The sequence below is a fragment of the Dendronalium phyllosphericum CENA369 genome (assembly GCF_016056275.1).
GTDB classification, from domain to species: Bacteria; Cyanobacteriota; Cyanobacteriia; order Cyanobacteriales; family Nostocaceae; genus Dendronalium; species Dendronalium phyllosphericum.
Map to the genome: position 1 here is coordinate 1 of NZ_JAECZA010000250.1, position 12,268 is coordinate 12,268.

Annotated in this window: 13 protein-coding genes; 2 read left to right on the plus strand and 11 right to left on the minus strand. The window is 37.1% G+C overall.

Annotated features, from left to right (window positions below; genetic code table 11):
- Nucleotides 1–365, plus strand: a 365-nt coding sequence (locus tag I8752_RS29390; RefSeq protein ID WP_214435746.1) for a transposase family protein, incomplete at its 5' end; no start/stop codon positions are given.
- Here the strand turns inward: I8752_RS29390 and I8752_RS29395 are convergent.
- The 11 genes from I8752_RS29395 to I8752_RS29445 all read right to left on the minus strand — a co-directional run bounded on the left by I8752_RS29395 (nt 362) and on the right by I8752_RS29445 (nt 11,874).
- Nucleotides 362–1,621 carry a TerD family protein gene (locus tag I8752_RS29395; RefSeq protein WP_214435747.1) on the minus strand — a complete coding sequence of 420 codons (1,260 nt, stop codon included), beginning with the start codon at nt 1,619–1,621 and terminating at the stop codon, nt 362–364. The genes I8752_RS29390 and I8752_RS29395 overlap by 4 nt on opposite strands.
- 228 nt (nt 1,622–1,849) lie before the next feature.
- Complete coding sequence (locus tag I8752_RS29400; protein WP_214435748.1) at nt 1,850–4,813, minus strand: calcium-translocating P-type ATPase, PMCA-type; 2,964 nt, start codon at nt 4,811–4,813, stop codon at nt 1,850–1,852.
- Nucleotides 4,814–4,986: 173 nt separating this feature from the next.
- A complete protein-coding gene (locus I8752_RS29405; protein ID WP_214435749.1) occupies nt 4,987–5,688 on the minus strand; it encodes a matrixin family metalloprotease in 702 nt (233 codons plus the stop codon).
- A 1-nt stretch (nt 5,689) separates the two neighbouring features.
- On the minus strand, nt 5,690–6,298 hold the full coding sequence (locus I8752_RS29410) for a tellurium resistance protein TerA (protein WP_214435750.1): 609 nt from the start codon (nt 6,296–6,298) through the stop codon (nt 5,690–5,692).
- Nucleotides 6,299–6,318: 20 nt separating this feature from the next.
- The gene (locus I8752_RS29415) at nt 6,319–6,924 is read right to left on the minus strand and encodes a TerD family protein (protein WP_214435751.1); all 606 of its coding nucleotides are present in this window, start codon (nt 6,922–6,924) and stop codon (nt 6,319–6,321) included.
- 10 nt (nt 6,925–6,934) lie between these two features.
- Nucleotides 6,935–7,510, minus strand: coding sequence for a TerD family protein (locus tag I8752_RS29420; RefSeq protein ID WP_214435752.1), 576 nt, complete (start codon nt 7,508–7,510; stop codon nt 6,935–6,937).
- 133 nt (nt 7,511–7,643) lie between these two features.
- Entirely contained in the window at nt 7,644–8,219 is a 576-nt protein-coding gene (locus I8752_RS29425; protein WP_214435753.1) for a TerD family protein, read from the minus strand.
- 406 nt (nt 8,220–8,625) lie between these two features.
- On the minus strand, nt 8,626–9,069 hold the full coding sequence (locus I8752_RS29430; protein WP_214435754.1) for a tellurite resistance TerB family protein: 444 nt from the start codon (nt 9,067–9,069) through the stop codon (nt 8,626–8,628).
- A gap of 34 nt (nt 9,070–9,103) precedes the next feature.
- Nucleotides 9,104–9,850, minus strand: a complete 747-nt coding sequence (locus I8752_RS29435; RefSeq protein WP_214435755.1) for an HAD hydrolase family protein — start codon at nt 9,848–9,850, stop codon at nt 9,104–9,106.
- Complete coding sequence (locus tag I8752_RS29440; protein WP_214435756.1) at nt 9,843–10,835, minus strand: cysteine protease StiP domain-containing protein; 993 nt, start codon at nt 10,833–10,835, stop codon at nt 9,843–9,845. Before I8752_RS29440 ends, I8752_RS29435 begins: the two co-directional genes overlap by 8 nt.
- 1 nt (nt 10,836) lies before the next feature.
- Complete coding sequence (locus tag I8752_RS29445) at nt 10,837–11,874, minus strand: phosphoribosyltransferase domain-containing protein (RefSeq protein ID WP_214435757.1); 1,038 nt, start codon at nt 11,872–11,874, stop codon at nt 10,837–10,839.
- Nucleotides 11,875–12,052: 178 nt separating this feature from the next.
- Between I8752_RS29445 and I8752_RS29450 the strand changes: the two genes are divergently transcribed.
- On the plus strand, nt 12,053–12,247 hold the full coding sequence (locus I8752_RS29450) for an IS4/Tn5 family transposase DNA-binding protein (protein WP_214434632.1): 195 nt from the start codon (nt 12,053–12,055) through the stop codon (nt 12,245–12,247).
- Nucleotides 12,248–12,268 lie beyond the last annotated feature (21 nt).

The following is a 12,268-nucleotide window of genomic DNA, read 5'->3' on the forward strand; positions in this document are numbered from 1 at the left end:
GTACCGCTCATGGTAAGGGTAGAGAGCATGATTTTCGTATATTTAAAAATAGTAAAGTTAGGTTGAGAAAAGACATAAAATGCTTGGGAGATAAAGGTTATCAAGGTATTCAAAAACTACATAGCAATAGTCAGATTCCTCAGAAAAAACCTAGAGGAGGTAAGTTAACTTGTGAGGATAAAAAGAGCAATCAAGAATTAGCTAAAATCAGAGTTTTAGGTGAGCATGTAAATCGGAAGCTGAAGATATTTAAAATTTTGTCCCTCACTTATAGAAATCGTCGAAAAAGATTTAGTTTGAGGTTTAATCTGATTGCTGCTCTCTACAATTACGAGCTTCATCTTCCCCAAACCGAATTTACCTAAGTGACTTTTGCAAGAGGTCTATTGTCTAATTTTTCTAAAATTCCATAGTTAGAGCCAGCCAAACCCACAAATTGCCAAAAGATGGGATATTTTGCTGCATCAACTATAGCTTTTTTAATTCCTTGCTCATCAGTAACTCCGCCATCACTAAGAAACACAATCAACGTAGGTAACTTACTAGCTTCTTCTTGAGTATATTTCTTGATTACATCTCGGATTACAAGAGATTCATTGTTACCACACCCTAATTCCCGCATCAGAGAGGGCATCTTAAAAACAAGTAAAGCTCTCTTGGTTTCGCCACATTCTTTTTGTATATAGTCATCAACATTGCTTTCTGTCACTATTCTTGTTCTTTTGAATGTTGATCCAAAAAACCAGACATCTAATTTACCATCATCGTCTAGTCTACTAGCCACTGGTACTATTCTTTCAAGAAATGCCTGTACCGCACCTGAAGTATATTGATTTATCATAGAACCAGAAATATCTAAAACTAACGCAACTCTGGCTACAACATTAGCAATACCTTTCTTTGTTAGAACAATATCTACTTTCCTTTTTAAAAGGCTGATATCTGCTTTTTTTGTAATATCAATATTTTGTGGTTTAGTATCTTTAGCAGAAGTTCTTACAGGAATCTCAGGAGCTTGTACTTTGAGTTCTTCTCTCTTTTCTTCTTGTTTAAGCTCAACGATATATTTATCTACAAAACTTTGTAATCCCGATTTATAACCTTCTCCTACTGCTCGAAACCTCCATTCTCCATCTTTTTTATATAATCTCCCAAATTCTAAAGCTGTCTCTTGAGAAAAATTTTCTCTCAAGTTATAGCGAACCAAGGACTTTCCTGTTTCTTGATTATAAATTTTAATAAAGGCATTTTTAATTTGGCTAGAACTTTGATTCTTTTCCAGACCTTCGTGAATAGTAACAACAAAAACTATTTCCTGAATAGCTGGGTTGACTTTTGATAAATCAACATAAATTGTCTCATTATCTCCATTGCCTCCTCCTGTTCTATTATCTCCACTGTGTTTTATAGAAGCATCAGGAGATTGCAGTTTGTTATAAAATACAAAATATTTTTCATCAGGAACTTTGTTATCTAGACCTAACATAAATACAGAAGCATCTATATCATACGGTTGTCCATTCTGACTTACCTGCCAGCCTAAACCAATAGTCACATTCTTTAAATTGGGAGCTTCTTTAGAAAGATTAAATCTAGCACCTTTGATTAATTCAGTTTCCATTTTATATAAATTATTTTGAGCGACTTTTGTATGAAGCTATCTATTTGAAAAGAGCATTGAGTTGAGATATCCGGCTTTATGCCAACTAGTAGAAATGAGCGATCGCATCCAAGTTAATGTAAAAAAGCTGGAGGAGATTATTAACTGAAGTAGGGAAGGCGAACCCAGAGGGCTGGGTTGGAGGTATAACCCTGATTCAGGGCTTTACCATCCAGTGCGTTGAGTGAATTAACTAACCAGTGCCGATTTTTTCAACTTCGATCGCATCGTTAAACGCCAAAGTTCACCAATCCAAAGAACTATAGACGTTCCAGCAATTACGCTTATCCAGTCTGTAAAAGATAAAGGTACCGTTCTAAAAACGCTACCACCAAACTGAATAATCAATATTTGCCCCACAAAAATAGTGATAGCGATCGCCACGAATCCTTTGTTATTAGACAAACCTTTAAAAGCAGACTGTTTTAATCCCAAGCATCGAGCATTAAATAAATTCCAAAACTGTAACATCACAAACACAGCGAAGAACACAGAAAGCTCATAAGTGCTGATATTCCCATCCTTACGGATATATTGTAAGAAAACTATTAGGAACATCAAAAATGCGAATCCAGTAGTGAAAATATTCTGTGCCATCGGTTTAGTGACAATAAACGCTTCTGGATTACGAGGAGGACGCTGCATAACGCTCCGATGGGGTGGTTCTGTTGCTAAAGCCAAAGCAGCAAAAGTATCCATAATCAAGTTTACCCAAAGCATTTGGGTAACTGTTAGAGGCAGTGCTACTCCAATGAATGGGCCGGTTAAAGCAATTCCCAAGGCTACAACGTTAATTGTTAACTGAAACAGAATAAATTTTTGGATGTTCTGATAAAGCGATCGCCCCCAAACAACTGCATTTACAATACTGCCAAAAGAATCATCAAGAAGAATAATGTCACTAGCTTCTTTAGCGATCGCTGTGCCACTACCCATTGCTAAACCTACTTGAGCTTGCTTGAGAGCAGCAGCATCGTTTGTGCCATCACCAGTCACACCTACTACCTGATTATTTTCCTGTAATAGTTTTACTAGCCGTAGCTTATCTAGAGGACGCGCTCTAGAAAGTATTTTTAATTCCTGCACTGCTCGACTGGCTTCTTGGTCACTTAGTTGAGCAAACTGTTGACCTGTAAGATGCAGATAACCACTATTAAAGTCATCATCTTCTTCCCAAAGTCCTATTTGCCGACCAATCTCTTTAGCTGTTTCCGAGTTATCCCCTGTAACAACTTTGACTTTGATTCCTGCATTTAAACAGCCTTGGATAGCATCAGGCACTTCTTGACGCAAAGGGTCTAAAATTGCTGTAAACCCCAGCCAGATCATCTCTTGAGCCAGATCATCCAAGTTCGTTTCACTGGAATACTCTGAGACTTTACTGTAAGCGAAGCCTAACGCTCGCATCCCGCGTTTTTGGTAATCTTTAATTGCATGAGCGATCGCCGTTTGATTCTGAAGTGGTTGTAGACCTTGCGCTGTCAGAATCTGCGAACAACGCTCTAAAATTACTTCTGGCGCTCCTTTTACATAAAGCACATCCTCTCCAGTCACAGAGGAATTACCAATTGTACCCATGTATTTTTTCTGACCAGAAAAAGGAATGCGGGATTTAATCTGAAAGTTACTCCGGTAGGCTATGTAATCAATTTCTTGACTATCTAGCCATAAAAGTAAAGCTCCCTCGGTAGCATTACCAATCGCACGAGGAGCCTGCAAAGGTTTTTTCTCTAAATCAGCAGTACTATTGGTAGCGATCGCTTCTGCTATTAATGCTTGTACATCTTTGAGTGCAGGTGCTAGTTGAGTATCCCAACTAGGAAAATTGACTTCATGCACCCGCATTTGATTTTGGGTAAGAGTACCAGTCTTATCAGAACAAATCACTGTAGCCGCACCAATAGTTTCGCAAGCGTGCATCCGACGCACTAAATTATTGGCAGCAGCCATTTTTCGCATACTATAAGCAAGGCTGAGAGTAACGCTCATCGCCAAGCCTTCCGGCACAGCTACCACAATAATTGTCACAGCTACCATGAAATAATGTAGCAATGCCTTGGCAACATTACTAGGTACCCAGCTATTTACAGAACCAGGAATTAAGCCTAGAGGATATCCCAAAGCAAGTCCAATAGTAAAAATGGCTAGTCCGATACCAATAGTTTTTAGCCAATCAACAAGACCATTATTTTCCAACCATTCTGGTGCTTGAACTTTACTACCAGCTAATTCTAGTCCATCGAAAACTACAGGTAGCCATACTCGGTTCAATGCTACTAATACACCAGTAATTAATAGTCCAACAACATACCACTGTTGGGAAGATAAGCTTAACTCCCCTGTAGCAAAGCCGCGTACTAGCAAAGATACAAAAGTAAGACCAGCAAAGCCAAGACCAACCACACCAATCACTTTACTGAGTTTTTCTAGTTGATGGTTGAGTGGTGTATCTTGTTCGCTTTCAACAGTCGCAACTGCTATTGCTAATTTACCAATTTCTGTGTTATCTCCAACGGCAGTTACTTGAAAATAACCGTGTCCTTGCTCAACTATCGTACTGCGATAAATATTGTAGGCAGGATAGGTTCCTTCTTCAATACCTTGATTCTTTGCGTCAATTTGAGTCAGTTTTTTAACCGGTTCTGCCTCACCAGTAATTTTTGATTGGTCAATCTCTAGGGCAACTTCTTCTAAAACTTCTCCATCAGCCGGGACTTCTTCACCTTGTTCTAGGTAAGTAATATCTCCCACAACTAACTCTTTGCGGGGGATAGTGGTAAAGTTGCCATCACGAATGACTTTGATCGCAACTTCATCATAAACCTGATTGAGGATATCAAATTCTTGATTGGCTTTGTATTCATTGATAAATGCCAGAGTAGTTGCTAATAAGATAGCAACTACAATCCCTAAACCTTCAGCATATTCACCCTCTAAAATCCCAACAGTAATTGCGATCACTGCTGCAATCATCAAAATCCGAATTACGGGGTCTTCAAATTTTTCCAGAAATAATTTCCACAATGGATCTCGTTCTGGTGGTGTCAGAACATTAGCACCATATTTTTGACGATTGGCTTTAATTTCTTCGGAAGTTAATCCTTGATATGGTAATTTAACGTTATTGAGCTTATTATTCTCATTAGTAAGCATATTGCATCCATTAAATTGTCAAAAGCTATATCCGAGCTAGATTGCACATCAATACAAAATATTCAGTCATGCCATTTCAATCCTAGTTCTGAGCTTTTTGGCTCTACTAAGATGTATTGCAACTATCGGTAAATGCTATAAATCCCAAAGAGAACGCAGATTTATATCAAGAATCAAGTTAGCAAAGATTTATATTTGCGAATGGCATTATTCATTAAGATGATCTGTTCGGCATGAAATGAAGGAGGCATCAAGCTATGAATTCGGTGGTCGAGTCCATCGTGCATCACATCCGTAGGTAATTCAGAATGATCTAATCCCAAGGTATGACCGATTTCATGGGCAATAGTGTTAGCAATCAAATTAGATAGTTGGGCTAAATTTAGACTAGCCTGCTCAGAAGCACGAAGTATTTGGTCTATACGCACAGCCGCAACATTCGTAACTTTCCCATAACTAAAACTAGCTATTCCTAGATAGTCAACTGGTTCTTGCTCGATTAACACATAAATCTGGGTAAAATTTTGCCCCCACTCTCTTTCATCTGGTGGTTCTGAAGTCAAAAATACATTAATACTTCTAAAAGCACTGAAGACTTTAGCCAGAGAATCTCCCATCACTTCTAGCATGGTGCTATTGTCTCCAGTGCCAACAAACATTCCCGAAATATCAACCCATACGCAATGGCGAACTTCACTATTCTTTCCAGCTATTAACCATCCACAATGGGGACAAATTCGCCAAGTCGTTTGAATCCGAGAACGACAACCTTGACAGCGAGGCTTAGGAGGTCTATCAAGGTTAATTCGTTCCCAAATGGGAAGTTGTAGTTTACGATTTGGCTTAGTTAAATTTAGGCGATCGTAAAGCGACATTTTACTTAGAGCCAGCTACCCAATTAAAGCCAAAATGGTAATTTTTGTCTGCCTCTTGATGGCCGCTAAAGTATTTTTCTTCCTTCAAAATTGTTACTTGAGAGCCGAAATTGCTAACTATAGCCGCAGCACAGAAAGGTTTATTTACGCCTGGGTTATTTAGTTCTAAATAAATCTCTTCACCATTACTAATCTTGAAAAACATTCGCCCACCCACAGACCTAAAATCAGACGCTCCCCGATAAATTAGGGCAAAAAACATCACTCGTTTGATAGTATCAGGCCTGTAAATGAACATATTTTCACCGTCTGAAGCCGCTCCAGTACGGTCATCTTTATCAAGAAATATGTAGGGAGAAGAATTTTTAGCACCAAAGTTACCTCCCAGAGCTTGAATGACACCTTTAGCACCATCAACCGTCTCATACATACATCCCAGGTCTAAGTCAGGGGGACTATCAGCACCAAGCAATTTACCAAAGAACCCAACATTTTGATTAGATTGTTGGTTCCAGTTGAGGTTGACATGAACCGTTAACTGCTTAGATTGACCTGCCTTACTTAGGTCTATCTTGTGAGAATCGCCACTCTTTTTCAGAGTAATAGCCATGATTGCATAATCCTAGATATTCAACAGTAAGACTTGATCAGTTCCCCTAAACCATTGACATTAGTGCCATTGCCGACAGCCGCCATTTTCCACTCATTATTATGTCGGTACACTTCAGCTAATATCATTCCTGTCATGCCTCCATACTCTCTACCTGAGAGGTTATATCGAGCCAATTCTTTGTTATTAGCTGCATTAACGAGGCGTACAAAGGCATTTTCAATTTGGCTAAAGTCTTGTTTACGAGCAATGCATTCGTAAATATTGACAACGAAAACCAATTTAACAATCTGGGTTGGTATGCGAGGTAAATCAACAATTATTACCTCGTCATCACCATCACCTGCACCAGTTAAATTGTCTCCAGTATGAGTGATTGCTCCAGATGTATGTTGAAGATTACCAAAGTAGATAATATTCTCTTTAGCTGTTAACTTGCCGTTTGCATCTAGGCAGATTACAGACGCATCTAGGTCATACTGATGACCACCACCACCAAAATTGCTAAAAAATCCACCACCTGAACGTTTTGCTACATCCCAACCTAACCCACACATCAACTTGGTTAGATTAGGAGCTTCCTTAGACAGGGAAATCCTCTGTCCTTTTTGTAAACTAATAGCCATCGTAAATCTCCTAGCTATAACGATCTAATAAAGCTTTTAATCCACCTTGATAGCCGGAACCAACGGCATTTAAACGCCACTCGCCATCCTTACGATAGATTTCAGCCATAATTAATGCAGTTTCAATCGAGTAATCCTCAACCAGGTCGTATCTGACTACTTCCTGGCTAGTCTGAGCATTGACTACACGAACAAAAGCATTTTGAACCTGACCAAAGTTTTGACTTCTTTGTGCGGCTTCATGAATAGTTACAGTGATGACAATTTTCTGAACATCAGTAGGAACTTTTTGCAGATTAATCTTGATGACTTCATCATCACCATCACCTACACCTGTAAGATTATCTCCTGTATGTTGAACTGACTTACTTTGATCGGGGCTGGTAAGATTGTTGTAGAAAATAAAGTGGTTGTTAGATATTAGCTTGTCGTTACTATTCAGCATAAAAGCAGATGCGTCTAGGTCAAAGTCATAGCCAGTGTCCACTGCTTTGACATCCCATCCAAGACCAACAAATACCTCAGTAAGTCCTGGTGCAACTTTTTCAAGAGATACGCGCTGTCCTTTTGTTAATGTAATTGCCATTACTTCTTAGTCTCCTTAAATTCAACCATATACATAAGTTACTAATCATGTAAGAACAGAAGCCAAAATAAACAGAATTAGAATGCTGACTTCTGCCTATACTGAAATTGTTTTAGCTTTCTAGAGAATGACTCTAGTTGTAGCGATCGAGAAGTGCCTGTAAACCACCTTGATAGCCAGAGCCAACTGCGTTTAAACGCCACTCACCGTCTTTACGATAAAGTTCAGCCATGATTAACGCTGTCTCAATGGAGTAGTCTTCTGTAAGTTCATAGCGGACAGCTTCTTCCTTTGTCTGCTCATTCACAAGACGTACAAATGCATTTTGTACTTGGCCAAAATTTTGATTGCGTTTTTCTGCTTCGTGAATAGTTACAGCTATAGCAATTTTTTCAATATCACTAGGTACTTGATTCAGAGAAATTTTGATTGTCTCATCATCTCCTTCACCTTTACCCGTGAGGTTATCTCCTAAATGTTGTACTGACTTATTAGTATCAGGACTTGTAGGATTGTTGTAAAAAACTAAATGAGATTCAGAAACTAACTTGTCATGAGCATTTAGGAGAAAAATTGAGGCATCCAAATCAAAATCAGTGCCAGTATCAGTAGATTTAACATCCCATCCAAGACCAACAAAAACTTGAGAAAGACCTGGTGCAACTTTCTCAAGAGATACACGTTGACCTTTTGCCAATGTGATTGTCACTATTCACTCTCCTTGAAATTAAAACCGAGGATAGACGCACTCAAGCCACTGTTCTTGATTTACTCAGAACCAGTAATAAATAAAGACTTGAGATTTTAAATAATTGAATTACTAGCAATTTTAATTAAATTTGCGATTTGCTAACTCTAATTATTAGCAACCTTTTTAGCTAGTAACTTTAAATGTGATTATAGAAAAACTTTATACTAATCTGAAGCAGTAAAAGTACTGAAATAATTTGAATTAAAAATATTTTAAAAGCATTAATTTATGTATACAAAACAGTAAAAATTTAATGATTAATCGCTAAAATACAAAATTATACTTTAGCAAAAAATAATTGAGTACTTCTTCAGATATAGTTAAATGAAGATGTACTCAATTGTAAAAAATATACGAAATTTATTTATAAGTGAAACTCTGCTGGAGTCAAATTTAAGTGATGAGAAATTTCTCGAAAAACTTGCTTCTCATATTCATCAAAATTATTATTAGCAGAACCAATAGCACAACATACTCTAATCACTAATCTGGAAGCTTCAGGATTATTCTTGAGCTTACCGATAGCTTTTAGTGCTTCTCTTTTACCAATAATCGAGTCAAACTCGAAACCACTAACAAAATGATTGAATCTATCAATTACATGATTCATATCGAAAACCCGAAGTTCTTCACTTCGACTAATAAACCCAGCCATCTTTTGTTTTTCGGCAGAATCAATATTTCCATCGGCCGCAGCTACCAAAGCATATCCAGCTACGACAGCATCCATAAAGTCTTTGTTTTTAAACTTTGAAATAGAATCTTGTAGGTGTTTTTGCTGGTCTTTTACCCAAGTAAAGAAAGTCATAATATGGTTCCTGTTTTAGTTCACAAATGATAATTTACACTGGTTGTAAATTTGAATATTTCAAAATAGAAGTTACTAGTTCATAAGTCCATAACAATAGTTCTTCTGTAGCAGCATGAGAATTTAAAGATGAGCAATAACCACCTTTGCGATTAACAACCTCTTTCACTTCCTCATGAGCAGTACTTAAAGTAGCTGTATAATGACTAGCATTTAGTATATTTAAATCATTTAAATCATTCCCTAAAGTAATTAATGGAAAAAATTTCAAAAATTGAATACCTTTTAATTTACTAGGCATGGAAGGATAAATAAAAATTTTGTGTCCATCCAAATATACATATCCAGTTATGTCATTTTCAAATAATATTTTTCTCAAAAAGCTATCACTATTCTCAAAATATTTTGGCGCAATTAACCCTAAACAATTTTCATAACCTGTAAGTTGTGACCAGTTTGGTAGTAAGTTGGTAACTGCATTCCAATTACTTGTAGTTCTAGGTGTTTCGTCTAGATGAAATTTTGCTACTAACCCGTTTTCAGTAACAAATCCCCAAAAGCAAACATCTGGAATTTGTTGAACTAGTTGTTTAACGTTTTGGGCATTACGGGCAGTCGCAATAACTATTGGTATAAGTTTACTAATATCGGCTAACAAGTTAGCGGATTTTTGACTTAGATATCTATAACTTACTCTCCCTGGCACTGCGATCGCTTCTGGTTCTGGATGCAGCAAAGTCCCATCTAAATCTACTACTAATACTTGTTGTTTATTATCCATTAGCCGATTTCCTTAAGGAGCAAGCAACACGAGTTTTATACTCGGATAAATCTTGACAATTATAATTAACTTTTACTTGCCTAATTTCGGCAAGTGCTAGTAATAATTGATAGTTCGCCTTAACATAATTTATGTCATCGACAAAATAAATTACTTCAGGATTAGCATTAATTAATGCTCGGCATACTTCATTGCTATGAATTCTCATAGCAGTAGATTTGAAAAATTGTTGTTGATGAGTATTAGGCTTTGATATTATTCCTGGACAATGCTTTTGCCAAGTTTTTACTAATTGATCGCGACAGTATTGTTGAGGAAACAGGTAAGCAGCAAATAGATTTTCTTCATTGACGTAGAAAGTTCTAGAGAAACCAAGCGTTGCTACTCCAGTGAAACAGGCAGTTGGACATAATAAATCATCTTGAGTACCAGAAAAATCTGCCCATCCCCAAGGATCTACTAGAACTGCAAATGGCTGTAATTCCTGTTTTGACAACTCTCTGGCAACGCCACCTCGTCCCGTCCAGCCGTCAACAAAGATAATTTTTCTTTGTGGATACTGCGATCGCACTTGCTGGAGAGCAACTTTATCAATACCTATACCGCTAAACAAAGACAAAGAAACAGCAACAGAACCAGGTAACAAACGACAAAGCCAGTCTGCAATTGGAACTCCTGCTCGCAAAATAGCAACAAAGACTAGCTTGCTAGGGTCAGCTTCCCATGTGGCAATAGAAGCAGCTAAACGAGAAGCAGCCTGCTGAATTCTTTCATCTGCTAGCTCTGAGATCGCCAATTGCCAAAATTCGTTATCTAGATTAGGTTCAGGTGAAGGAAGCGACCAAAATGTATTTTTGCCATCATAAGCCATGTTTAAAGAGCGGAAGTACTCTTTATCTGCAAAAGGGTCAATTTCTTGAAGAAACTGGGCATATACTGGCTGATTCCACAGATTTGTTCGGACTAAGCTTGTTGGTAAATGCATTTCAGAAGGCTGTTAATAATGAATTTAATTCCAAAGAATTAACTTGAATACCTTCTTGAGCAAAGATGTATTTAGCTGCTAATTCTATTTCCCGATCAATTGGATCGCTTAAAATATAAACTGGTAGCTTTAGCTCTTTATAGTTGTAAAAATAATATTTTTGGCAGATTTGTAATCTACTTAAAATGTTAGTTTTGTCAACCACCCAAGGACTTAAAGTAATATGTTGAAACGATAGTAAAGGATTAAGTTGCACTAACCTGATACCAATATCAATTGCCTCTCCAATAACAAAGACAATACCAAACAAATTTGTTGATAAGTTTGTTAATATCTCAAATTGTGCTTTTACAGATGGTCTGAATTTAGCAAAAAGCCAATCACTATCTTTTATAGTAGTAACTTGAATATTATTTTTTGTTTTCTGTATTAATGAATTTTGATTTTCAATATTATCTGAATATTCTTTTTTGACTAAACTATAGGTATGGCAATGAATATTATCATTAGCCAAAATATTTGTAAAATACTCAATTTGCATATTGGAGCGAGTATCAGCTAGCGCAAAAAACCTAATGTACTTAATATTGAACAGCGAACATAAATGTAAAGCTAATTTTAAAATTGTTCTACCAGTTGTAATTTCATCTTCTACAAACCATAATTCTGTTGGCTGCTCCTTTGGCAAAGGTAATACATGATTGGGACTATGTGAATGGGTTTCACTAAAACAAATTCCGGCAGCAGACCTGCGAGTTGAACATAACCATTGTGCATTAATTCCTTGCTCTTTAGCATTTTGATACATCAAAGCAGATGGAATAATCCCAGATTCAGTTAATCCAATAATTAAAGGATATTTGGAAACAGGATTTTCTAAAATTGATTGAAATAATAAACTTTGTAAATAGTTTTGGCATTCTTGTATTTCTTGCCCATTGGTTGGTTTCAACTTACCTAAATAAGAGAAAGTGATCGCAGTTTTTCGATGAGGATTATTTTCTCTTTGCAACCAGTGAACACGCTCTTTTAAATTCATGCTTTTGTAGTTTTTGAATGTAGAAATATAAATTCATACATAAAAAATCGTCAAACTAAATCTAGCCGCTATCTGACTTTTCCCGTTAAGTCTCGAAAAGCAGACTCACAAAGGAGTTGGGAAACACCACAGCATATACAGTACAGTAATTGAAATCCGGTGCTAAAGGTGACGAACAATGCTGGACTGGTGGGAGAAAAATTTTGCGACCTGTGAGTTAGGCGATCGCCGATTAAATGAGCGTGCAATGTCGATAGGCTATGCTCTCAGTCTTGGATTTGGCAAAGCACTGTCGGAAATCTTCAGTAGTGGAACAGTACTCAAGAGAGCTTATGAATTTTTGCTAACCCAAAAGTGGAATTTTCAAGGGTGATTGAACCGCACTGTCAAATGA